Origin of the sequence: Streptomyces sp. NPDC050535, assembly GCF_044457665.1 — a bacterium.
Taxonomy (GTDB): Bacteria; Actinomycetota; Actinomycetes; order Streptomycetales; family Streptomycetaceae; genus Streptomyces.
The window spans coordinates 602393-623208 of record NZ_JBITHE010000002.1 but is presented as its reverse complement, the minus strand read 5'-3'; the positions used below and the strand labels follow the sequence as shown (position 1 = coordinate 623208).

At 68.8% G+C, this 20816-nt stretch carries 25 protein-coding genes and 1 tRNA gene; 16 read left to right on the top strand and 10 right to left on the bottom strand.

Going from position 1 to position 20816, the window contains the following annotated elements:
- Positions 1–60 precede the first annotated feature (60 nt).
- Positions 61–354 (bottom strand): hypothetical protein, encoded by a 294-nt coding sequence (locus ACIBLC_RS07795; RefSeq protein ID WP_399209902.1) that lies wholly within the window; start codon positions 352–354, stop codon positions 61–63.
- A gap of 500 nt (positions 355–854) precedes the next feature.
- Between ACIBLC_RS07795 and ACIBLC_RS07790 the strand changes: the two genes are divergently transcribed.
- Positions 855–3188 (top strand): immune inhibitor A domain-containing protein, encoded by a 2334-nt coding sequence (locus ACIBLC_RS07790; protein ID WP_399209845.1) that lies wholly within the window; start codon positions 855–857, stop codon positions 3186–3188.
- A 123-nt stretch (positions 3189–3311) separates the two neighbouring features.
- Positions 3312–3671 (top strand): hypothetical protein, encoded by a 360-nt coding sequence (locus tag ACIBLC_RS07785; protein ID WP_399209844.1) that lies wholly within the window; start codon positions 3312–3314, stop codon positions 3669–3671.
- Positions 3672–3840: 169 nt separating this feature from the next.
- On the opposite strand, the gene ACIBLC_RS07780 is transcribed toward ACIBLC_RS07785, so the two are convergent.
- Positions 3841–4425, bottom strand: a complete 585-nt coding sequence (locus ACIBLC_RS07780; RefSeq protein ID WP_399209843.1) for a nicotinamidase — start codon at positions 4423–4425, stop codon at positions 3841–3843.
- A 233-nt stretch (positions 4426–4658) separates the two neighbouring features.
- The gene (locus tag ACIBLC_RS07775) at positions 4659–5987 is read right to left on the bottom strand and encodes a nicotinate phosphoribosyltransferase (RefSeq protein ID WP_399209842.1); all 1329 of its coding nucleotides are present in this window, start codon (positions 5985–5987) and stop codon (positions 4659–4661) included.
- A 109-nt stretch (positions 5988–6096) separates the two neighbouring features.
- On the opposite strand from ACIBLC_RS07775, the gene clpS reads away from it, so the two are divergent.
- The 7 genes from clpS (at position 6097) to ACIBLC_RS07740 (ending at position 10923) form a co-directional block, all read left to right on the top strand.
- Positions 6097–6414 (top strand): ATP-dependent Clp protease adapter ClpS, encoded by a 318-nt coding sequence (gene clpS, locus ACIBLC_RS07770; RefSeq protein WP_399209841.1) that lies wholly within the window; start codon positions 6097–6099, stop codon positions 6412–6414.
- Positions 6415–6476: 62 nt separating this feature from the next.
- A complete protein-coding gene (locus ACIBLC_RS07765) occupies positions 6477–7082 on the top strand; it encodes a DUF2017 domain-containing protein (protein WP_399209840.1) in 606 nt (201 codons plus the stop codon).
- Positions 7083–7403: 321 nt separating this feature from the next.
- Positions 7404–8861, top strand: coding sequence for an amino acid permease (locus tag ACIBLC_RS07760; RefSeq protein ID WP_399209839.1), 1458 nt, complete (start codon positions 7404–7406; stop codon positions 8859–8861).
- A 75-nt stretch (positions 8862–8936) separates the two neighbouring features.
- Positions 8937–9359, top strand: a complete 423-nt coding sequence (locus ACIBLC_RS07755) for a Mov34/MPN/PAD-1 family protein (RefSeq protein WP_399209838.1) — start codon at positions 8937–8939, stop codon at positions 9357–9359.
- Positions 9360–9456: 97 nt separating this feature from the next.
- On the top strand, positions 9457–9558 hold the full coding sequence (locus tag ACIBLC_RS07750; RefSeq protein WP_383677553.1) for a putative leader peptide: 102 nt from the start codon (positions 9457–9459) through the stop codon (positions 9556–9558).
- Between the two features lie 113 nt (positions 9559–9671).
- The gene (locus tag ACIBLC_RS07745) at positions 9672–9950 is read left to right on the top strand and encodes a MoaD/ThiS family protein (RefSeq protein ID WP_383677555.1); all 279 of its coding nucleotides are present in this window, start codon (positions 9672–9674) and stop codon (positions 9948–9950) included.
- 22 nt (positions 9951–9972) lie between these two features.
- Positions 9973–10923 (top strand): PLP-dependent cysteine synthase family protein, encoded by a 951-nt coding sequence (locus ACIBLC_RS07740; protein ID WP_399209837.1) that lies wholly within the window; start codon positions 9973–9975, stop codon positions 10921–10923.
- A gap of 121 nt (positions 10924–11044) precedes the next feature.
- Here ACIBLC_RS07740 and ACIBLC_RS07735 read toward each other — a convergent pair whose 3' ends face one another.
- Positions 11045–11503: a type II toxin-antitoxin system PemK/MazF family toxin gene (locus tag ACIBLC_RS07735; RefSeq protein ID WP_399209836.1), complete on the bottom strand. Its 459-nt coding sequence runs from the start codon at positions 11501–11503 to the stop codon at positions 11045–11047.
- A 270-nt stretch (positions 11504–11773) separates the two neighbouring features.
- Here ACIBLC_RS07735 and ACIBLC_RS07730 point away from each other — a divergent pair, with 270 nt between their 5' ends.
- Positions 11774–12526: an MBL fold metallo-hydrolase gene (locus ACIBLC_RS07730; RefSeq protein ID WP_383677561.1), complete on the top strand. Its 753-nt coding sequence runs from the start codon at positions 11774–11776 to the stop codon at positions 12524–12526.
- An 82-nt stretch (positions 12527–12608) separates the two neighbouring features.
- Here the strand turns inward: ACIBLC_RS07730 and ACIBLC_RS07725 are convergent, their stop codons facing one another.
- Together ACIBLC_RS07725 and ACIBLC_RS07720 are read right to left on the bottom strand one after the other, a co-directional pair.
- Positions 12609–13859, bottom strand: coding sequence for a PTS transporter subunit EIIC (locus tag ACIBLC_RS07725; protein WP_399209835.1), 1251 nt, complete (start codon positions 13857–13859; stop codon positions 12609–12611).
- 266 nt (positions 13860–14125) lie between these two features.
- Positions 14126–15412, bottom strand: a complete 1287-nt coding sequence (locus tag ACIBLC_RS07720) for a PTS transporter subunit EIIC (protein ID WP_399209834.1) — start codon at positions 15410–15412, stop codon at positions 14126–14128.
- A 175-nt stretch (positions 15413–15587) separates the two neighbouring features.
- On the opposite strand from ACIBLC_RS07720, the gene ACIBLC_RS07715 reads away from it, so the two are divergent.
- The 4 genes from ACIBLC_RS07715 (at position 15588) to rdgB (ending at position 17871) form a co-directional block, all read left to right on the top strand.
- Positions 15588–15821 carry a glucose PTS transporter subunit EIIB gene (locus ACIBLC_RS07715; protein ID WP_399209833.1) on the top strand — a complete coding sequence of 78 codons (234 nt, stop codon included), beginning with the start codon at positions 15588–15590 and terminating at the stop codon, positions 15819–15821.
- A 152-nt stretch (positions 15822–15973) separates the two neighbouring features.
- Positions 15974–16708, top strand: coding sequence for a ribonuclease PH (rph, locus tag ACIBLC_RS07710; protein WP_399209832.1), 735 nt, complete (start codon positions 15974–15976; stop codon positions 16706–16708).
- A 125-nt stretch (positions 16709–16833) separates the two neighbouring features.
- Positions 16834–17226, top strand: a complete 393-nt coding sequence (locus ACIBLC_RS07705; protein ID WP_399209831.1) for a hypothetical protein — start codon at positions 16834–16836, stop codon at positions 17224–17226.
- A 42-nt stretch (positions 17227–17268) separates the two neighbouring features.
- A complete protein-coding gene (gene rdgB / locus ACIBLC_RS07700; protein ID WP_399209830.1) occupies positions 17269–17871 on the top strand; it encodes an RdgB/HAM1 family non-canonical purine NTP pyrophosphatase in 603 nt (200 codons plus the stop codon).
- A 52-nt stretch (positions 17872–17923) separates the two neighbouring features.
- On the opposite strand, the gene ACIBLC_RS07695 is transcribed toward rdgB, so the two are convergent.
- From ACIBLC_RS07695 to bcp, 4 genes are all read right to left on the bottom strand, one after another.
- A tRNA-Leu gene (locus ACIBLC_RS07695) sits at positions 17924–18008 on the bottom strand.
- Positions 18009–18061: 53 nt separating this feature from the next.
- Positions 18062–18628 (bottom strand): HNH endonuclease signature motif containing protein, encoded by a 567-nt coding sequence (locus tag ACIBLC_RS07690; protein WP_399209829.1) that lies wholly within the window; start codon positions 18626–18628, stop codon positions 18062–18064.
- Positions 18625–19275 (bottom strand): HNH endonuclease signature motif containing protein, encoded by a 651-nt coding sequence (locus tag ACIBLC_RS07685; protein ID WP_399209828.1) that lies wholly within the window; start codon positions 19273–19275, stop codon positions 18625–18627. The genes ACIBLC_RS07690 and ACIBLC_RS07685 overlap by 4 nt, the downstream gene beginning before the upstream one ends.
- 142 nt (positions 19276–19417) lie before the next feature.
- Entirely contained in the window at positions 19418–19885 is a 468-nt protein-coding gene (gene bcp, locus ACIBLC_RS07680) for a thioredoxin-dependent thiol peroxidase (protein WP_399209827.1), read from the bottom strand.
- Positions 19886–20046: 161 nt separating this feature from the next.
- Here bcp and ACIBLC_RS07675 point away from each other — a divergent pair, with 161 nt between their 5' ends.
- Both ACIBLC_RS07675 and ACIBLC_RS07670 read left to right on the top strand, forming a co-directional pair.
- The gene (locus tag ACIBLC_RS07675) at positions 20047–20385 is read left to right on the top strand and encodes a DUF3618 domain-containing protein (RefSeq protein WP_399209826.1); all 339 of its coding nucleotides are present in this window, start codon (positions 20047–20049) and stop codon (positions 20383–20385) included.
- A 100-nt stretch (positions 20386–20485) separates the two neighbouring features.
- The gene (locus tag ACIBLC_RS07670; RefSeq protein ID WP_383677707.1) at positions 20486–20788 is read left to right on the top strand and encodes a GroES family chaperonin; all 303 of its coding nucleotides are present in this window, start codon (positions 20486–20488) and stop codon (positions 20786–20788) included.
- Positions 20789–20816: the final 28 nt, after the last annotated feature.

The window sequence follows — 20816 nt, the reverse complement described above, 5'->3', positions numbered from 1 at the left end:
GCGGGCCCGTGAGACACGGGCCCGCCGGTTCTCGTACGTGGTGATGTCCTAGGACACCCCCTAGGGGTTCGCCGGTTCCCGTACGGGCTTGGAGGTCGCGGCGGCCACGGACGCGGTCTCGCGCCGGCCGGGGGCGCGCTCCTTCAGCAGGGGCACGACGGGCATCGCCCGGGTGCGCGCCGGCTTCGGCAGCGGAACCGTCAGGGCGACGAGGAGTCCGAGAACGAGTGCCGAGAGGGTGATCGTCACGATCCCCAGGCCCGAACTCGTCTTTGACAGCAGCAGCATGGCGAGGGTGGAGAGGATCACGGTGCAGGAACCGTAGGCGAGCTGTGCGGCGGTCGGACGAGGCATGGCAGTCGTTCGAGGCATGGCAATCGTTCCCTCGGGTGGGGGTGCTCCCCCCGGGTGCCTCTCGCGATGGGGGAGGGGGCGGACAGAGAAGGTGGGCGGAACTGTGAATCGGGGGGTCGATAACGCTGTCAACTTGACGATAACGGTGTCAACTTGGCGATCCATCGACATTCCGACGCTCCGCCAGCCGACTCTATTCGCCTGCATGCCCGAGTGGAACGGCTGGTAAGCCTGACCTAACGCACGGTGTCGGTGCACAGGGGGCGCACGGAGTCATCACACGCGCCGAGTCGGGTTCCGGACGCGCCCGTTGAGCGGTGTGGTGGCGCTCCGGACAGCGAACCGCCACTCCACATAGTGCAGTTGCCAGGTACAAGTCAAGATCTGTCTTTTCTCTGGTAACTCCGGTCCAATGTCGTCACTTGACACGCGTATACGCGCGCGGACCCCATGACCTGGACCCCTCCGTCCGCGCGAGCGGACGCGAGGGAGGACATCAAGTGACCAGCAGATCATGGACGTTCAGAACGGCGGCGGTGGGCGTTGCCCTCGCGGCGGCTACTGCCACGTTCTCGACGTTCGCCGTGGCACAGGCCGATGCCGGCTCCGCGGCCCCGACGGTGGACCGCCGTGACCCGGCCGCGCCCGCCCAGAGCGACACCGAGCACGACCTCAAGGGCCCGCTCTCCGATCGTCAGGCGGCCCAGCGCGAAGAGGCGCTCAAGCAGGTCATATCCGGCGACGCCAAGGTCAAGGACCGCAACGGCTCGCAGGTCGTGCAGCTCGGCAAGGGCAAGTACGTCGAGCTCGGCCGGGAGAAGACCGACAAGATCTTCACGATCCTGGTCGAGTTCGGCGATCAGGTCGACCCCCGCTACGGCGGCACCGTCGGCCCGCTGCACAACGAGATAGCCGAGCCGGACCCCGCCCAGGACAACAGCACGGCCTGGCAGGCGGACTACAACAAGGCGCACTTCGAGGACCTCTACTTCGGCACCGGCAAGGGTGTCGACTCGCTGAAGACGTACTACGAGAAGCAGTCCTCCGGCCGCTACTCGGTCGAGGGCGAGGTCACCGACTGGGTCAAGGTCCCCTACAACGAGGCCCGTTACGGCTCCAACGCCGCGGACACCGGTGCCTGGTACGCGGTGCAGGACGGCGTCACCGCCTGGGTCGCGGCGCAGAAGGCGGCAGGCGCGACCGACGCGGAGATCAAGGCGGACCTGGCCCAGTACGACCTGTGGGACCGCAACGACTTCGACGGTGACGGCAACTTCAACGAGCCCGACGGCTACATCGACCACTTCCAGATCGTGCACGCCGGCGAGGACGAGTCCGCGGGCGGCGGCGCCCAGGGCGAGGACGCCATCTGGGCCCACCGCTGGTTCGCGTTCGGCACCGACGCCGGCTCCACCGGACCCGCGGACAACAGGCTCGGCGGCGCCGAGATCGGCGACACCGACATCTGGGTCGGCGACTACACCATCCAGCCGGAGAACGGCGGACTCGGCGTCTTCGCCCACGAGTACGGCCACGACCTCGGTCTGCCGGACCTCTACGACACCAACGGCGGCGACAACTCCACCGGGTTCTGGACGCTGATGTCCTCCGGCTCCTGGCTCGGCACCGGCAAGGGCGAGATCGGCAACCTCCCCGGCGACATGACCGCCTGGGACAAGCTCCAGCTCGGCTGGCTCAACTACGACACGGCGAAGGCCGCGACGAAGTCGAAGCACACCCTGGGCGTCGCCGAGTACAACACCAAGGACGCGCAGGCGCTCGTCGTCGAGCTGCCCGAGAAGACGGTCACCAACGAGATCGTCGAACCGGCGCAGGGCGCGACCCAGTGGTGGAGCGGCAGCGGCGACAACCTCTCGCAGACGCTGACCCGTTCCGTCGACCTCACCGGCAGGTCCTCGGCCACGCTGACCCTGGACGGCTGGTGGGACATCGAGGCGGGCTACGACTACCTCTACACCGAGGTGTCCACCGACGGCGGCGCCAACTGGACGGCCATCGACGGCACCGCGGACGGCGCGGCCATCAGCCGTGACGGCAGCGGCAAGCCGGCGCTCGACGGCACGACCGAGGCGTACACGAAGCTGTCGTACCCGCTCGACGCCTACGCGGGCCAGAACATCGGCCTGCGCTTCCGCTACGCCACCGACGGCGGGGTGGCCCAGAAGGGCTTCGCGGCCGACGAGATCAGCGTCACCGCGGACGGCACCGCCCTCTTCTCGGACAACGCGGAGACCGCGGACGCGGCTTGGACCGTGAAGGGCTTCTCCCGTATCGGCGCGGCCATCACGGACGACTACGCGCAGTACTACATCGCCGAGAACCGCCAGTACGTGTCGTACGACAAGACCCTCAAGGTCGGCCCGTACAACTTCGGCTTCGCGACGACCCGTCCGGACTGGGTGGAGCACTTCCCGTACCAGAACGGTCTGTTGATCTGGAAGTGGGACACCTCCCAGCCGGACAACAACACCACCCAGCACCCCGGCGCCGGTCTGGTGCTGCCCGTCGACGCCCACCCGACCGCGCTGAAGTGGTCGGACGGCACGGTGATGCGCAGCCGTATCCAGGCGTACGACTCGCCCTTCAGCCTGTACCGCACGGACGCCCTCACCCTGCACAAGGCGGACGTCGCGACCAGGATTCCGTCGCAGCGGGGCGTCTCGGTCTTCGACGACCACACCCACACCTACTACGACGAGAGCACCCCGCTCGCCGGTGTCGCCATCACTGACACCAACACCAAGATCAAGATCGTCAAGGAGGCCCTGAACGGCTCCACGATCTCGCTCCAGGTCGGCCCCGCGGTGAAGTAAACCCTGTTTCCGCAGGTCAGAGCATGATCGGCCGTGACCCCCTGGCGGGTCGCGGCCGATCGTGTTTAGGTGCGTCCTGTGATTCTCTTATTGACACCGGACCGCACGGGGGTGTGACTTCTCATGGCCGCAGGAGGTTTCTGCAAGCTGCCGAACGGCAGCGTGGTGGTGGCGCTGAACCTGCCCAGCCCGTCCGGCGCGTACAGCCCGGTCGCCGGTGTGCGCGTGCTCGTGCTGGCCCAGAACCGGGCCCGCGCGCTGACGAGGCTGCGCAACCTGGGCCTGCGCGCGGTGTACCTGCGGGGCAACGCCCAGCCGCCCACCCCGGACGAGATCACCGCGGTCCTGCACCATCCCGACGGCCTGATATGGCGCACGGCCCCGGCCGCCGACAACGCTGTCCTGGGCCCGGAGCTCGTCCAGGAGCTGTGGCACCCGATCCGGGCGCTGATGCGAAGACCCACGGCGCACCAGGGCACCTAGGGGGTGTCGTTCGGATCAGCCCGGGTCCGCGACGCCTGGCACGGCACCTCGCCGCGTTGTCGCATCACCCGAGTACGCCCAGTATGCGGACGACGCTCCGCCTCGCGATGCACCGCACCGGACGCCGCGGCCTGATCCGGACTGATCCGAACGACACCCCCTAGGACGCTCAGACCACCGGCTTGCCGGTCAGCTCCACGCCCGCGCTCCGCATCTCCTCCAGGGCACGGTTCGTGGTCTCCTCGGCCACTCCGGCGGTCAGGTCCAGCAGGACCTGCGTACGGAAGCCCTCACGGGCGGCGTCCAGGGCGGTGGCGCGCACGCAGTGGTCGGTGGCGATGCCCACCACGTCCACCTCGTCGATCTCCCGGGCGCGCAGCCAGTCCGCCAGCGTCACGCCGTTCTCGTCGGCGCCCTCGAAGCCGCTGTACGCCGCCGCGTACGCGCCCTTGTCGAAGACCGCGTCGATGGCGCCGGAGGCGACGACCGGGGCGAAGTTCGGATGGAAGCCGACGCCCTCCGTGCCGGCCACGCAGTGCGCGGGCCAGGAGTGAACGTAGTCGGGGTTGTCGGCGAAGTGGCCGCCGGGGGCGATGTGGTGGTCGCGGGTCGCCACGACATGGCGGTAGCCGGCGGGCGCCTGCCCGATCAGCTCCGTGATGGCGGCGGCCACGTCGGCGCCCCCCGCCACCGCGAGGCTGCCCCCCTCGCAGAAGTCGTTCTGCACGTCTACGACGATCAAGGCGCGGCGCATGGTCGGTGTCCTTCGGCTCGGCAGGAGGGCGGTGGGGTCGGTGGGGGAGTGCGCGGCCCGGCCTGTGAGCTACCGAGCCTAGAGACTTCGAGTGCACTCCGGGAGGGGGCATTCGGCTGCCGCGCGGCGCCCCGCGGGGTGTGCGGGAACGCTCGCGCGGTGCGGAGGGGGTGTTGCCGTGTCATGCCCGCTCACCGGTTGTTCATGCGCGGGCGCGGTGGCGTACGGATACGTCAGACGTACTCCGTGGGGATGACCGCCTCCCCGCGGGAGAGCTGCGTCGCCGACAGCGGCAGGTTGCCGCGGGCCGCGGAGTGCCGCTCGCGCACGACGTCGAGGGGCTCGCGGGCGACGACCCGACCGCCCTTGACCAGCTCGACCAGGAGCTGCCGGTCGGCCAGCCCGGCCGGCACCGGACCGACACCGATCACCTCGGCCTCGGCGACACCGTGCTCGTCCAGACGGCGCGCGGCCCACTTGCGGCCCCCGATGGACGTCTTTCCGCCGGAGGACTTCTTGGCGACCGCCACCAGCGGGTCCTTCGGGTCGGCCGACTCGGCGCGGGCGACCAGCTTGTAGACCATGGAGCAGGTGGGGTGGCCGGATCCCGTCACCAGCTGGGTGCCCACGCCGTACGCGTCCACGGGCGCCGCCGCCAGCGAGGCGATCGCGTACTCGTCCAGGTCGGAGGTCACGACGATCTTCGTGCCGGTCGCGCCCAGCTCGTCCAGCTGCTCGCGCACCCGGTGCGCGACGAGCAGCAGGTCCCCGGAGTCGATGCGGACGGCGCCCAGCTCGGGCCCGGCCACCTCGACGGCCGTGCGGACCGCCTCCGCGACGTCGTACGTGTCCACGAGCAGGGTGGTGCCCCGGCCGAGCGAGTCCACCTGGGCCTGGAAGGCGTCCCGCTCGTGGTCGTGGAGCAGGGTGAAGGCGTGCGCGGACGTGCCCACCGTCGGGATGCCGTAGCGGAAACCGGCGGCCAGGTCGGAGGTGGTCGTGAAGCCGCCGACGTACGCGGCCCGCGCTGCGGCCACGGCGGCCAGCTCGTGGGTGCGCCGGGCGCCCATCTCGATCAGCGGACGCCCGCCCGCCGCCGAGGCCATCCGGGAGGCGGCGGCCGCGATCGCCGAGTCGTGGTTGAGGATGGAGAGGATCACCGTCTCCAGGAGCACGCACTCCGCGAAGGACCCCTCGACCCGCAGGACCGGCGAGCCCGGGAAGTACACCTCCCCCTCCGGGTAGCCCCAGATGTCCCCGCCGAAGCGGTAGCCGGCGAGCCACTCCAGGGTCGGCTCGTCCACGATGCCGCGCTCGCGCAGGAAGCCGAGGACGTCCGCGTCGAAGCGGAAGTTCTCGACGGCGTCCAGGACGCGTCCGGTGCCGGCCACCACCCCGTAGCGCCGCCCCTCCGGCAGCCTCCGGGTGAAGACCTCGAAGACCGAGCGCCGCTCGGCGGTTCCGGCCGCCAGAGCGGCCCTCAGCATCGTCAGCTCGTACTGGTCGGTGAAGAGAGCCGTCGAGGGAACGTCCACCGGCAGCCCAAGGTCCGCTGTGTTCATGACGGGATCGTACCCCCATCTCGTCACTCTGACGATTTGGGTTGCGGGTTTGCCCGGGACGACCGGCGGCGGGCGTCCGTTTGTGCGGGCACCCCCCTCTGGTGGCAGCATGGGCCGTGTGACGGCTCCCGCACCCCTAGAGACCGAGAAGACCGAGTCGGCGGAGGAGGTCTTCGCCGTACCCGAGCCGGACGTCCCCTGGCTGACGATCGTCCACAACGACCCGGTCAACCTGATGAGCTATGTGACGTATGTCTTCCAGACGTACTTCGGCTACACCAAGGACAAGGCCACCAAGCTCATGATGGACGTCCACCAGAAGGGCCGGGCCGTCGTCTCCAGCGGAAGCCGCGAGGAGATGGAACGCGACGTACAGGCCATGCACGGCTACGGCCTGTGGGCCACCCTTCAGCAGGACCGCAAGTGAGCCCACGCGGCAAGTGGACCGGAAAACAGCACCGAGCGGACCGGAAGCGGCGACACAACCTGATGCCAGGACACTTCGAACCGATCCCCGGCGGCGGCGCGGCCGTCGCGCTCGACGAGGTCGAGATCTCCATCATCCGCTCCCTCGCCGTGCAGCTCATGGAACTCATCGGCCCCGGCCCCGCCGAGAACGCCCAGGACGATCCGCTCGCCGAACTGTTCGCGGAGGGCCCCAGCGAGCCGCCCTCCGACCCGGTGCTGCAACGCCTCTTCCCCGACGCGTACAGCGGCCCCGACGTCGAGGCCCACTCGCCCGAGCAGGCCGAGGAGCAGCGCGCCCACTCCTCGGAGTTCCGCCGCTTCACCGAGAACGACCTGCGCGCGGGCAAGCGGGAGAACGCCCTGACGGTGATCCGCTCGCTGGACGGCCTGACCCCCGGCGGTGACGGCGGCGCGGTCCTCAAGCTGTCCGCCGAGGAGGCCGAGCAGTGGCTGCGCACCCTGAACGACCTGCGGCTGGCCATCGGCGCCCGGCTCGACGTCGTCGCCGAGGAGGACACCGACCTCCTCTTCCGGCTGCCGGACGAGGACCCGCGCAAGCCGATGGTGATGGCGTACCTGTGGCTGGGCGGGCTTCAGGAGACCCTCGTCGAGACCCTTATGCCCTGAGCCGTCACGATTCCCTGTTCGCTCAGAGGACGCTCAAATCCGAATAACGATCACGTCACCATGACCGCGTCCTATGGGGCGCGGTCAGACTTTTGTCCGGTTCTGCCTGTGGTGTGCACCACGAACACCTCGACCTGCCGTCGTTGCGGCCGTGATAAATCTTCACGACCGCCCGACAGGACAACACCCAGGTCCGGCCGGGTGCGCCACCGAGCCGGCGGATCGCCGGCCAGGCGGAAAGCTCCACCATCCGGGGGGATCGGAACCCGATCCGAGGCCATCGCACTGGCTCGGACCGGCATGGAGAAAGGCGCAGCACACATGACCTCATCGCAGGTCGGCAAGCGGTACGACAGCGACGGCAGTGAGGCCGTGGGCGGCGACGCCCCCGAAGAGGGGTACGAGCGCGGGCTCGGCAGCCGCCAGGTCCAGATGATCGCGATCGGCGGCGCCATCGGCGTCGGCCTCTTCCTGGGCGCCGGGGCGAACATCGCCAAGGCCGGGCCCAGCCTCATCCTCATGTACGCCCTCGCGGGCGTGATCATCTTCTTCATCATGCGGGCCCTCGGCGAGTTGCTGCTCTACCGCCCCGTCTCGGGCTCCTTCGCGGAGTACTCGCGCGAGTTCCTCGGCCCGTTCTTCGGCTACTTCACCGGGTGGACGTACTGGCTGATGTGGGTGGTCACCGGCATGGCGGAGCTCACCGCCGCCGCGATCTACGTCCACTACTGGTTCCCGTCGGTCCCGCAGTGGGTGACGGCCCTGGTCTTCCTGGTCGTCCTCTTCGTGGCCAACCTGATCTCGGTGAAGCTCTTCGGCGAGATCGAGTTCTGGTTCTCGATGGTCAAGGTCACCGCGCTGATCGGCATGATCGTGATCGGCCTCGGCGTCCTCACCTTCGGCTTCAGCTCCGCCGGTGACACCGCCGCCGTCTCCAACCTCTGGGAGTTCGACGGCTTCTTCCCCAAGGGCATCGGCTCGTCCCTGATGACCCTCCAGGGCGTGATGTTCGCCTACCTGGCCGTCGAACTGGTCGGCGTCACGGCGGGCGAGTCCGAGAACCCCGAGAAGACCCTCCCCAAGGCGATCAACACCCTGCCCTGGCGCATCGCGCTCTTCTACGTCGGTGCCCTCACGGTCATCCTCTGCGTCGTGAAGTGGACGGAGTTCGCCCCGGGGGTCAGCCCCTTCGTGGCGGCCTTCGCGAAGATCGGCATCCCGGCCGGCGCCGGCATCGTCAACTTCGTCGTCCTCACCGCCGCCCTGTCCTCCTGCAACTCGGGCATGTACTCCACGGGCCGCATGCTGCGCACCCTCGCGGACAACGGCGAGGCCCCGAAGATCTTCAACAAGCTCTCCTCGACCAGGACCCCGGCGTTCGGCATCACCGTCTCCGTGCTCTTCATGGGCATCGGCGTGGTCCTGAACTACGTCGTCCCGGAGAAGGCCTTCGGCTACGTGGTCTCGGTGGCCACCGCGGCCGGCATCTGGACCTGGCTGATGATCCTGGTCAGCCACATCCTGTACCGCCGCGCGGTCGACGCCGGACGCCTGCCCGCGTCCTCCTTCCCGGCCCCGGGCGGCGCGAGGTTCAGCTGGGTCGCGGTCGCGTTCCTGCTCTTCGTCACCTGCCTGATCGCCTACGACGCCGATTCCCGCGTCTGCCTCTACGTGATGGCAGGCTGGGCCGCGGCCCTGGGCATCGGCTGGGCCGTCCTCAAGTCGAGGAACCCGCAGGTCGCCGAGCGCCGCGACCCGGTCTTCGAGAAGGTCGGCTGACCACGCCGGTTCACCATGTGGGCCGCCCCGTACCACGCTTCGGTACGGGGCGGCCTTCTGCTTATCCTGGCCAGCATGCTGACCATCACCCAGGCCCTGTTCGACCAGATCGTCACGCACGCGCGACAGGACCACCCCGACGAGGCGTGCGGCGTCGTCGCGGGACCGGAGGGCACCGGCCGCCCCGAGCGGTTCATCCCGATGCTCAACGCCGCCCGCTCGCCCACGTTCTACGAGTTCGACTCCGGCGACCTGCTGAAGCTGTACCGCGAGATGGACGACCGCGACGAGGAGCCCGCCGTCATCTACCACTCGCACACGGCGACCGAGGCGTACCCGTCCCGCACCGACATCGCGTACGCCAACGAGCCGGGCGCCCACTACGTTCTCGTCTCCACGGCCGACTCGGACGACACCGGGCCCTTCCAGTTCCGCTCGTACCGGATCGTCGAGGGCGTGGTGACGGAGGAGGAGATCAAGGTGGTGGAGGCGTACTGATCTCGCTCTCCGTCCCCATCTCACCCTTCGGCCCGAAAATGTCCGGGATGTGAGATCACACTCCGGGATCCGGACCGGGAATCGATACGATGACCCCATGGTTTCCCACGACGTGAGCGAGAAGACGCCGGGCGCACTGCTCGTGGCGCGGCTGCACGTCGACCTGTGCAGGCTTCAGAGCGCCATCTGTACACGCTGAACCCTGCCGCCGTACGGCCGTGAGCCGCGGCTCCGCAACCGGCGTACCCCATGCTTCCCGCGCTGCCGCGCGCCCACCGACCCGACTCTTCCTTCCGACAGGAGCCCGCAACCATGGCCATCGAGGTCCGCATCCCCACCATCCTCCGCACCTACACCGACGGCCAGAAGGCCGTCGAGGGCGGCGGGGAGACCCTCGCCGAGCTGTTCGCCGACCTCGACACCCGGCACACGGGCATCCAGGGCCGCATCGTGGACGGCGGCGAACTCCGCCGCTTCGTCAACGTGTACCTGAACGACGAGGACGTCCGCTTCCTCGACGGCATCAACACCAAGCTGACCGACGGCGACAACGTGACGATCCTGCCGGCCGTGGCCGGCGGCATGGTCTGATCCGGTCGGGCTCTGATCACTGATGCGCTACGACTCCCCGCTCGCCGCGGTGGGCAACACACCTCTGGTGCGCCTGCCGCGGCTCTCGCCGTCCCCGGACGTGCGGATCTGGGCCAAGCTGGAGGACCGCAATCCGACCGGCTCGGTCAAGGACCGTCCGGCGCTGCACATGGTCGAACAGGCGGAGAAGGACGGCCGGTTGACGCCCGGCTGCACGATCCTGGAGCCGACGTCCGGCAACACGGGCATCTCCCTGGCCATGGCGGCGAAGCTCAAGGGCTACCGCATGGTCTGCGTCATGCCGGAGAACACCTCGCAGGAGCGGCGCGAACTGCTCGCCATGTGGGGCGCGGAGATCATCCCCTCGCCCGCCGCCGGCGGCTCCAACACCGCCGTACGCGTCGCCAAGGAGCTCGCCGCCGAGCACCCGGACTGGGTGATGCTCTACCAGTACGGCAACCCGGACAACGCCGGCGCCCACTACGCCACGACCGCCCCGGAGATCCTCGCCGACCTCCCGTCCGTGACCCACTTCGTGGCGGGCCTCGGCACCACCGGCACCCTCATGGGCGTCGGCCGCTTCCTGCGTGAGCACAAGCCGGACGTGAAGATCGTCGCCGCCGAGCCGCGCTACGACGATCTGGTGTACGGGCTGCGCAACCTCGACGAGGGCTTCGTCCCCGAGCTGTACGACGCGTCCGTCCTCACCACCCGCTTCTCGGTCGGCTCCGCGGACGCGGTGACCCGCACCCGGGAGCTGCTCCAGCAGGAGGGCATCTTCGCGGGCGTCTCCACGGGGGCCGCGCTGCACGCCGCGATCGGGGTCGGCAGGAAGGCCCTCGCCGCGGGGGAGTCCGCCGACATCGTGTTCGTGGTGGCCGACGGGGGCTGGAAGTACCTCTCGACCGGGGTCTACACCGCCGCGACGACGGAGGAAGCGATCGAGACGTTGCAGGGGCAGTTGTGGGCGTAGGCGCGTAACGGGCGGGGGGTGCGGGCGGGTTTTTCGCCCCCTCCGCCCCTTCCCGTCCCGTACCTGAGGGCTGCGCCCCCAGACCCCCCTTGCGCGCATTTCGTGCATTTCGCGCGGGGAATCACCCCGCGAGGTGCCGCACCTGGTCCCACAGTGCCGGATCCACCTCGCCGACCCGACGCCGGAAGTCCCGGACCGGGACCTCGCGCAGTTCGTCCGTCTCCAGGAAGCTCGCCCGGCCCTGGGCGTCGCCCACGGCATCCGGCGGGAGCGCGATGACCCCGGGCCGCTCGTCGTGGTGCTTGCTGGTGATCTTCGCGACGGTCACCACCTTGCCCTTCACCCGCAGGACGAGACACGGGCGGTCCTTGCCGCCGGGCCCGTCCTCGTAGGGGACGCTCGCCCACCAGATCTCCGCCGCCTGCGGCCCCCGTGACCGGCTCGGCCGGGGTTTGGCCGGCCGCCCGGGCGGACGCCTGCTCCCCGCCGGGCGGCGCCCCCGCCCCCAGCCGTCCACGAGTGCCGCGACCAGCGCGAGCAATACCACCGCCGCGAGCGCGAGCCACCAGAACGTGTTCATAGGACGAAGGTACCGGTGCGTACCGTCGAACACCCCCGCCCGGGCGGGGGCGCCCGTCCAAGCCCGGCCCCAGGTCCATCCGAACCGGTGACAGCACAGGTGAGTTCGCCCACAACGGCCCCTGGCGGAGGAGCGACCGGTCCTTTTGCGCCTTACGCTCGACGGACCGCACGACCCCCGTTTCCGTATCTGCTCCGAGTGTCCTCGCCGGGTCTCCGCTCGCCGCGTCCACTCCCTGCACTTCCTGTCAGCGCGGAGGTTCCAGCTCTCATGAAGCTCACCGTCGTCGGCTGCTCGGGGTCGTTCCCGTCCGCGGAATCGGCCTGCTCGAGCTACCTCGTAGAGGCCGACGGCTTCCGGCTGCTCCTCGACATGGGCAATGGTGCCCTTGGCGAGTTGCAGCGCCACTGCGGTCTCTACGACCTCGACGCGATCTTCCTCAGCCATCTGCACGCCGACCACTGCATCGACATGTGCGCGTACTTCGTCGCGCGCTACTACCGCCACGACGGCGGCCGCGCCGGCCCGATCCCGGTCTACGGACCCGAGGGCACGGAGCACCGCCTGACCACCGCGTACGCGGACACCCCCACCGCCTCGTCGATGAGCGAGGTGTTCGACTTCCACACGGTCAAGCCGGCCACGTTCGAGGTCGGCCCGTTCACCGTCCACACGGAGCGGGTGCGTCACCCGGTCGAGGCGTACGGCATCCGCGTCGAGCACGCCGGGCGTGCCCTGACCTACTCCGGGGACACGGGCGTGAGCGAGTCCCTCGACGAACTCGCCCGCGACGCCGACCTGTTCCTCTGCGAGGCCGCGTTCACCCACGGCAAGGAGAACATCCCCGACCTCCACCTCAACGGCCGCGAGGCAGGCGAGACCGCCGCCCGCGCCGGCGCCCGCCGCCTGGTCCTCACCCACATCCCCCCGTGGACGGACCCCGAGGTCAACCTGGCCGACGCGCGCGAGGTGTACGCCGGGCCCGTGGAACTGGCGGTGCCCAGGGCGGCGTACGAGATCTGAACGCCGGTACGCGAAGGCCCCGGAACCGAGTGGGTTCCGGGGCCTTTGTCATGCGTGCGGGTTCATGCCGTACGGGCGAGGCTCACACCTTGGTGAGGTCCTCGACCTCCTCCTCGGGCTCGCGGCCCGGGGTGGTGAGGTTGAACTTGGTGATCGCGAAGCGGAAGACGACGTAGTAGATCGCGCCGAAGACCAGTCCGATCGGGATGATCAGCCAGGGCTTGGTGGCGAGGTTCCAGTTCAGGCCGTAGTCGATCGCACCCGCGGAGAAGGTGAATCCGGCGTGCACGCCGAGCGCCCAGGTGATCGCCATGGACAGGGCGGTGAGGACGGCGTGGATCCCGTACAGGATCGGCGCGACGAACATGAACGAGAACTCGATCGGTTCGGTCACGCCGGTCACGAAGGACGTCAGCGCGAGCGAGATCATCATGCCCATCACGGCCTTGCGGCGCTCGGGGCGGGCGCTGTGCGCGATGGCGAGCGCGGCGGCCGGCAGGCCGAACATCATGATCGGGAAGAAGCCCGACATGAACTGTCCGGCGGTCGGGTCACCGGCGAAGAAGCGGTTGAGGTCACCGTGGACGACGACGCCGGTGGCGGGGTTGGTGAAGTCGCCGATCTGGAACCAGGAGACGGTGTTCACGAACTGGTGCATGCCGACCGGGATCAGCGCGCGGTTGATCAGACCGAACAGGCCCGCGCCGACCGAGCCGAGGCCGGTCATCCACTCGCCGAAGTTGGCGATGACCTCACCGATCGGCTCCCAGACCAGACCGAAGAAGACACCCATGACGGTGCCCACGAAGGCCATGATGATCGGGACGAGGCGGCGGCCGTTGAAGAAGCCGAGCCAGTCGACCAGCTTGGTCCGGTGGAACCGCTGCCACAGCACCGCGGACAGCAGACCCATGATGATGCCGCCGAGGACACCGGGGTTGTTGTACGTCGCGGCTATGTCCGCGCCCGCCTGGACCTTCGCCTCGGTGACCGGGAAGGCCTTCAGCACATTGCTGTAGACCAGGAAACCGACGAGGGCGGCGAGGGCGGTGGAACCGTCCGACTTCTTGGCGAAGCCGATCGCGACACCGATACAGAAGAGCATCGGCAGGTTGTCGAAGATCGCGCCGCCGGCGGTGGCGAAGACCGACGTCACCTTGTCCGGCAGGTTGAGCTTGTCCTGCACGTCCGTCTGCCCGAGCCGCAGCAGGAGACCCGCCGCCGGCAGCACCGCGATCGGAAGCTGGAGACTGCGGCCGACTTTCTGCAGGCCCTGGAACAGGCCGGATCCCCGCTTCTTCGCGGGGGCCGCCGTCGTGCTGGCGGTGGTCATAGTTCCTCCATGTACCGGAGCTGCCGGGGGACGGGAAGGGGGCACGAAGTCGCGCAAAAGGGTGGGCAGCTTCCACGTGGTCTACACCACTAAGTGGTGTAGACCTGTTTTAGCACGGTGAAGGTGAGATAAGGAACCGTCAATTTTGTGGCCTGGGCCATAGCCGGACATCTGATCGCAAGCCTCCGTAAACACGCCGAAGGGCCCCCGGACCAGGAGGTCCGGGGGCCCATCGGGAGCGAGGGAGTGAGGGATCGGGCGAGCGGCTACGCCTTCGTCGCGTCCTCGCGTTCGTCGTCCGCCTCCCGCCCCGGAGTCTTCAGATCGAATTTGGTGATCGCGAAACGGAAGATCGCGTAGTACACGACGGCGAAGCACAACCCGATCGGAATGATCGCCCACGGTTTCGTCGCCAGGTTCCAGTTGATGACGTAGTCGATCAGACCGGCGGAGAAACTGAAGCCGTCATGGACCCCCAGCCCCCAGGTCACCGCCATCGAGACACCCGTCAGCAGCGCGTGCACCGCGTACAGCGCCGGCGCGATGAACACGAAGGAGTACTCGATCGGTTCGGTGATCCCCGTGACGAACGAGGTCAGCGCGATCGACAGCATCAGACCGCCGACCTCCTTGCGCCGGTGCGGCTTCGCGCAGTGCGTCATCGCGAGGCAGGCGGCCGGCAGCGCGAACATCATGATGGGGAAGAATCCCGAGGTGAACTGGCCCGCGTTCGGGTCACCCGCCAGGAACATGTTGATGTCACCGTGGACTTCCGTCCCGTCCGGCTTGGTGTAGGTGCCGAACTGGAACCAGATGGGCACGTTCAGGAACTGGTGCAGCCCGATCACCAGCAGCGCGCGGTTGGCGATACCGAACAAGCCCGCACCCCACGCGTCCAGTCCCACCAGCCAGTCGCTGAAGTTCTCCAGCCCGTCACCGATCGGCGGCCACACCCACAGACACAACGCGGCGAACGCGATCGCGACGAACGACATGATGATCGGCACGAGCCGGCGCCCGTTGAAGAAGCCGAGCCAGTCGACCAGCTTCGTACGGTGGAACCGCTGCCAGAAGTACGCCGACAGCAACCCGATGACGATGCCGCCGAAGACCCCCGGATTCTGGTACGAGAAGGCGTCCACCGTGCCGTCCGACGCCTGGCAGCCGGCCGCGATCTTCTGCGCCCCGGTCGCACAGTCGATCGGGAACTGGCGCAGCACGTTGAAGTAGACGAGGAAGCCCACCACCGCCGCCAGCGCCGTCGACCCGTCGGACTTCTTCGCCATCCCGATCGCGACGCCCACACAGAACAGCATCGGCAGCCCGAGCGACCCGTCGAGCAGCGCGCCGCCGGCGCCCGCCATCACCTTCGAGACGTTCGTCCAGCCGAGACCGTCGTCACCGAACACGTCCGGCTGGCCGAGCCGGTTGAGGATGCCCGCGGCCGGCAGTACGGCGATGGGGAGTTGAAGACTCCGGCCCATCTTCTGCAAGCCCTGGAACAGGTTGCTCCAGGGGGTGCGCGTCGGCGCGGCGGCACTGCTGGCACTCATGGGCGTCCTCCGGGCGGAACCGGGTTTGGCGCCCGTTCGTCAACTGGTGTAGACCAGTCAACGAACGGTCGCACTGTCGTGAACGCCATGATTCGGCACCCGTGACATGACCGCTCGCGAAGATGGGCCAACTGTGGGTTACTGCGACAAACCGGTTCGGATCAGGGAGTAGGACATGGCCACCAAGGCTGAGAAGATCGTCGCCGGGCTCGGCGGCATCGAGAACATCGAAGAGGTCGAGGGCTGCATCACCCGCCTCCGCACCGAGGTCATCGACCCGAGCAAGGTCGACGACGCCGCCCTGAAGGCCGCCGGCGCCCACGGCGTCGTCAAGATGGGCAACGCCATCCAGGTCGTCATCGGCACCGACGCCGACCCGATCGCGGCGGACATCGAAGACATGATGTGAACCACCACGGTTCCTGAGCCCGCGCGGCTCACCCCAGAGGGGCTGCTCCCGTAACCGGCGGCAGCCCCAGGGCCCTGTCGCCAAGCTGACGCCTGCCTCGCGGCACCAGCTTGGCGACAGGGCCCAGCCCGTATGCGGCTAGGCTCTTCGCCATGTCTCGAATCGACGGCCGCACCCCCGAACAGCTTCGCCCCATCACCATCCAGCGTGGCTGGAGCAAGCACGCCGAGGGCTCCGTCCTCGTCTCCTTCGGCGACACCAAGGTCTTCTGCACCGCCTCCGTCACCGAAGGCGTCCCGCGCTGGCGCAAGGGCAGCGGCGAGGGCTGGGTCACCGCCGAGTACTCGATGCTGCCGCGCGCCACCAACACCCGCGGCGACCGCGAGTCCGTCCGCGGCAAGATCGGCGGCCGCACCCACGAGATCTCCCGCCTCATCGGACGCTCGCTGCGCGCCGTCATCGACTACAAGGCGCTCGGCGAGAACACCATCGTCCTCGACTGCGACGTCCTCCAGGCAGACGGCGGCACCCGCACGGCCGCGATCACCGGCGCGTACGTGGCACTGGCCGACGCCGTCACCTGGGCCCAGGGCAAGAAGCTCGTCAAGGCCGGCCGCCGGCCGCTCACCGGCACGGTCTCGGCGGTCTCCGTCGGCATCGTCGGCGGCGTCCCCCTGCTGGACCTCTGCTACGAGGAGGACGTCCGCGCCGACACCGACATGAACGTCGTCTGCACCGGCGACGGCCGCTTCGTCGAGGTCCAGGGCACCGCCGAGGCCGAGCCGTTCGACCGCAAGGAGCTGAACGCCCTGCTCGACCTCGCCGTCGCGGGCTGCGACGAGCTCGCCGCCGTACAGCGCACGGCACTTGAGGCAACCACGCGTTGATCCCACGCGTTCTAAGGGGTACAGGCGTACGGTCCAGCCGCGCGCCCCAGCCCGGCCCCAGCACGGGGCCGGGTCGACCGCACCACGGGGTCGGACACATTCTGCCCACGGGGAGGGACCGTTCCATGGCCGCGCGCCAACGCCGACGCACCGCCGCATTCGCCGTCATCGCCGCACTCGTCGCCATACCGGCGGCAACCGGCTGCGACGCCGTCAACAAGGCCCTGGACTGCGTCCAGGCAGCCGACGCCATCGCCGACAGCGTCACCGACCTCCAGCAGGCCGTGGAGAACGCGGCGAACGACCCGACGCAGACCGGCGAATCCCTCGACTCGATCGAGCAGAACCTCGACGAGATCGGTGACAAGACAGACAACGCCGACGTCAACAAGGCGGTCGACGACCTCAGCAGGGCTGTCGGCAACGTCCGTACGGCCATCGAGAACGGCGACGAGACCCCCGACATCAGCCCGGTCACGGACGCGGCGGGTGAACTCACCAAGGTCTGCACGCCGTAACAGCCGCGCGGAGGCCGCGGGGGCTTGGGGATACTGAGGGGCATGACCCGCCTGATCCTCGCCACCCGCAACGCCGGAAAACTCACCGAGCTGAAGGCGATCCTCGCCGACGCAGGTCTCAGTCACGACCTCGTCGGCGCGGACGCCTACCCCGAGATCCCCGACGTCAAGGAAACCGGCGTCACCTTCGCCGAGAACGCCTTGCTGAAGGCCCACGCCCTGGCGCAGGCCACCGGCCTCCCGGCCGTCGCCGACGACTCCGGCCTCTGCGTCGATGTCCTCAACGGCGCCCCGGGCATCTTCTCCGCCCGCTGGTCCGGCCGCCACGGCGACGACGCCGCGAACCTGGCGCTCCTCCTGGCCCAGCTCGGCGACATCCCCGACGGCCACCGCGCCGCCCACTTCGCCTGCGCCGCGGCCCTCGCCCTACCGGACGGGACGGAACGGGTGGTCGAGGGCCAACTCCGCGGTGTGCTGCGGCACGCCCCCGTCGGCACGAACGGCTTCGGCTACGACCCGATCCTCCAGCCGGACGGCGACTCCCGGACCTGCGCGGAACTCTCCCCCGAGGAGAAGAACGCGATCAGCCACCGAGGCAAGGCGTTCAGGGGGCTGGTGCCGGTGGTTCGGGAGTTGTTGGGGTGAGTGCGCCCATGAAATCGGCCTGCGCATCCTTCGATGTGCAGGCCGATTGCTGTGCGGCGGAAGGGATTCGAACCCTCAAGCCGTTTCACGGGCCACAGATCCTAAGTCTGCTGTGTCGCCAGTTGCACCACCGCCGCTAGCCGTCCGTCATCGTACCGGGCAGGCGGCTGCCGGTGCGCGGGGGTTTGCTTCACGCTGTTTCCCGACTCTGGTTGCCTCCCCTGCACCAGGTACTGGTGATCGCGTGGCAGTTGGGGCACAGCAGCCGCAGGTTCTCGCGCCGGTCGTCGCGCCAGTCGCCGTTGATGTGATCGATCTCCAGGGTTATGGGCTTGCCGAGCCATACAGGGCCGGTGCCACACCTGGCGCACTCTTCGGCTACGCCGACCTCGATGAGGGCTCTACGTAGGCGCTTTGTCGTCGTCCGCTGCTTGCCCTTGTGCTGTACCAGAACATCCTCAGGTCGCTTGGCATTCAGTGGTCGCCGTCCCCGCCGGTGTGCCTGCCCCAGGAAGTGTTCCGTCGTCAGATGATCATCGGCGATCCACTCACGCAGCTTCCTCCGCTGAGCGCCTGTGTTCGTGCGGTCCAGGCGGCGAAGCACCTCCGCCAAGGAGATTGACTCGGTGACGGCCGCGCGCAACCCGTCGGGGGTGGGCCTGGCGGGCCTGCCCAAGGGGCCGAAGTGTGAGAGGTCGGAACATCGAGCTGCTGCCTCGACCAGGCGCTCGCGGGTGTACTGCACGCTGCTGGTCACGAGGCGCCCGCCTTGCCGCGCCCACGGTAGCTGTCCGTCGTCGAGTGGCAGTTGGGACAAAGGAGCCTCAGGTTCTCGATGCGGTTGTTCCGCCAGTTGCCGTCGACGTGGTCGACCTCCAGGGGGAGCGGCTCCCCGAGCCACACCCCTTCGATCCCGCACAGGGCGCAGCGCTCCTCCACACCCAGTTCACCGATCGCCCGCTTCAGACGGCTGCTCGGGACCCGCGTGGCGTGTGCTGACGTGTCCTCGGTGAGGATCTCCTCGGCAGTCCTGCGGCGCTGGTTGTACCGCTGCCGCTCCGTGCGGACCACTGGCGTGAAGTGCGAGGTGTCGATGCCGTAGGCCCTGATTCGCCGGGAGATGTTCGTATGGTGTCCGCCGACGATCTCGAGCCCGAGGCGCCGTAGAACCTCGTTGACGCTCGTCGACTCTGCGACCACCGGCTCAAGGATCTCCCTCGTCCACTTGGCGCCCTCCCGTTCGAAGTGCGAGACGTCCACTTCGAGCTTCTTCATCCGCTCGGAGACATACCGGCGCTTCCAGCCCTTCGGATCCACCCCCAACCTCACCAACGCCTCCGACAACGTCCGCGCCCCCCGAGCGGCCTCCTCCAGCCGCTCCTTGGTGTACGCACTGGTCCCCATCGAATTCCCCTCCGTTCTCGGTCACCCGTTCGTGACCTCGTACGGAGTAACGAACCGTTTATCGGACAGTCACGCCTGGAGCGTGAAACTGCCCGTACCGGATCACGCCGGTACGGGCAGTTCGCGAAGCCGTAGGGAGCCCTCAGATCCCCAGGTCCTTGATGATCTTCGCGACGTGGCCCGTGGCCTTGACGTTGTAGAAGGCGTGTTCGATCTTGCCTGCCTCGTCGACTACGAGGGTGGAGCGGATGACGCCCACGTAGGTCTTGCCGTAGTTCTTCTTCTCGCCGTAGGCGCCGTACGACTCGATGACCTTGGTGTCCGGGTCGCCGACGAGGGTCACCTTGAGGTTCTCCTTCTCGCGGAACTTGGCGAGCTTTTCGGGCTTGTCGGGGGAGACGCCGATGACGTCGTAGCCGGCGGTCGCCAGGACGTCGAGGTTGTCGGTGAAGTCGCAGGCCTGCTTGGTGCAGCCGGGCGTGAGGGCGTTCGGGTAGAAGTAGACGATGACCTTGCGGCCCTTGTGGTCGGCGAGGGAGACCTCGTTGCCGTCGGCGTCGGGCAGGGTGAAGGCGGGGGCGGTGTCGCCGGGCTGGAGTCGCTCGCTCATCGGTACCTCACGTGGCCGGGGATGTTTACGGACTACGGAACGAGCGTAGTGGGGGTGCCGAGGGGTGCGTCGCTGCCCGAGCTGACAGACTGTCGGGAGCAGCGCCGGGCACACGACCCCGGACACATGACCCCAGATACACGAACACGGGAGGCAGCGCGGTGCCGGACACGTCGGACACGTCGGATAGCAGGACTCCGGCGCAGATCGAGGCGGACATCAAGAGCCGTCGCGAAACCCTCGCCGATACGCTCGACGAGATCGGCGTGCGCGTGCACCCGAAGACCGTCGTCGGTGACGCCAAGGCCAAGGTCGCCTCGAACATCGACCACACGCTCGGCCGCGCCTACGTCGGTGTGAACCGACTCGTCGGCGAGGTGAGGGCCCAGTTCGTCACCGAGGAAGGCGCGCCGCGGCTCGAACGCATCGTGCCGGTGGCCCTGGTCGTCGTCGGGATCGTCGGGCTGTTCGCCGTCGGCTCGCGTCGGCGCGGGCGCTGACCCGGCGGCGTACGGACCGTTCGAAGGCAGGTAGGTTCGGGGCGTGAGCGCCAACCGGGACAAGCAGAGCACCCCTCATGACGACAAGTTGCCCATCCGCATGCTGCACGACCGTGTGCTGGTGCGGCAGGACGCCGCGGAGGGCGAGCGGCGTTCCGGCGGCGGCATCCTGATCCCCGCGACGGCGGCCGTCGGCCGCCGTCTCGCCTGGGCGGATGTCGTCGCGGTCGGGCAGAACGTCCGGGCGGTGGAGCCGGGTGACCGTGTCCTGTACGACCCCGAGGACCGTGCCGAGGTCGAGGTGCGCGGGACGGCGTACGTGCTGATGCGGGAGCGGGATCTGCACGCGGTGGCCGCGGACCGTTTCGAAGGGTCCGAGGACTCGACCGGTCTGTACCTGTGACCCGGTACCGGTGATTCGGTACCTGTGA

Coding starts and splice junctions, on each gene's coding strand:
- ACIBLC_RS07795 (WP_399209902.1), bottom strand. CDS start 354: ATGCCTCGTCCGACCGCCGCACAGCTCGCCTACGGTTCCTGCACCGTG.
- ACIBLC_RS07785 (WP_399209844.1), top strand. CDS start 3,312: ATGGCCGCAGGAGGTTTCTGCAAGCTGCCGAACGGCAGCGTGGTGGTG.
- ACIBLC_RS07780 (WP_399209843.1), bottom strand. CDS start 4,425: ATGCGCCGCGCCTTGATCGTCGTAGACGTGCAGAACGACTTCTGCGAG.
- ACIBLC_RS07775 (WP_399209842.1), bottom strand. CDS start 5,987: ATGAACACAGCGGACCTTGGGCTGCCGGTGGACGTTCCCTCGACGGCT.
- clpS (WP_399209841.1), top strand. CDS start 6,097: ATGGGCCGTGTGACGGCTCCCGCACCCCTAGAGACCGAGAAGACCGAG.
- ACIBLC_RS07765 (WP_399209840.1), top strand. CDS start 6,477: ATGCCAGGACACTTCGAACCGATCCCCGGCGGCGGCGCGGCCGTCGCG.
- ACIBLC_RS07760 (WP_399209839.1), top strand. CDS start 7,404: ATGACCTCATCGCAGGTCGGCAAGCGGTACGACAGCGACGGCAGTGAG.
- ACIBLC_RS07755 (WP_399209838.1), top strand. CDS start 8,937: ATGCTGACCATCACCCAGGCCCTGTTCGACCAGATCGTCACGCACGCG.
- ACIBLC_RS07750 (WP_383677553.1), top strand. CDS start 9,457: ATGGTTTCCCACGACGTGAGCGAGAAGACGCCGGGCGCACTGCTCGTG.
- ACIBLC_RS07745 (WP_383677555.1), top strand. CDS start 9,672: ATGGCCATCGAGGTCCGCATCCCCACCATCCTCCGCACCTACACCGAC.
- ACIBLC_RS07740 (WP_399209837.1), top strand. CDS start 9,973: ATGCGCTACGACTCCCCGCTCGCCGCGGTGGGCAACACACCTCTGGTG.
- ACIBLC_RS07735 (WP_399209836.1), bottom strand. CDS start 11,503: ATGAACACGTTCTGGTGGCTCGCGCTCGCGGCGGTGGTATTGCTCGCG.
- ACIBLC_RS07730 (WP_383677561.1), top strand. CDS start 11,774: ATGAAGCTCACCGTCGTCGGCTGCTCGGGGTCGTTCCCGTCCGCGGAA.
- ACIBLC_RS07725 (WP_399209835.1), bottom strand. CDS start 13,859: ATGACCACCGCCAGCACGACGGCGGCCCCCGCGAAGAAGCGGGGATCC.
- ACIBLC_RS07720 (WP_399209834.1), bottom strand. CDS start 15,412: ATGAGTGCCAGCAGTGCCGCCGCGCCGACGCGCACCCCCTGGAGCAAC.
- ACIBLC_RS07715 (WP_399209833.1), top strand. CDS start 15,588: ATGGCCACCAAGGCTGAGAAGATCGTCGCCGGGCTCGGCGGCATCGAG.
- rph (WP_399209832.1), top strand. CDS start 15,974: ATGTCTCGAATCGACGGCCGCACCCCCGAACAGCTTCGCCCCATCACC.
- ACIBLC_RS07705 (WP_399209831.1), top strand. CDS start 16,834: ATGGCCGCGCGCCAACGCCGACGCACCGCCGCATTCGCCGTCATCGCC.
- rdgB (WP_399209830.1), top strand. CDS start 17,269: ATGACCCGCCTGATCCTCGCCACCCGCAACGCCGGAAAACTCACCGAG.
- ACIBLC_RS07685 (WP_399209828.1), bottom strand. CDS start 19,275: ATGGGGACCAGTGCGTACACCAAGGAGCGGCTGGAGGAGGCCGCTCGG.
- bcp (WP_399209827.1), bottom strand. CDS start 19,885: ATGAGCGAGCGACTCCAGCCCGGCGACACCGCCCCCGCCTTCACCCTG.
- ACIBLC_RS07670 (WP_383677707.1), top strand. CDS start 20,486: ATGCTGCACGACCGTGTGCTGGTGCGGCAGGACGCCGCGGAGGGCGAG.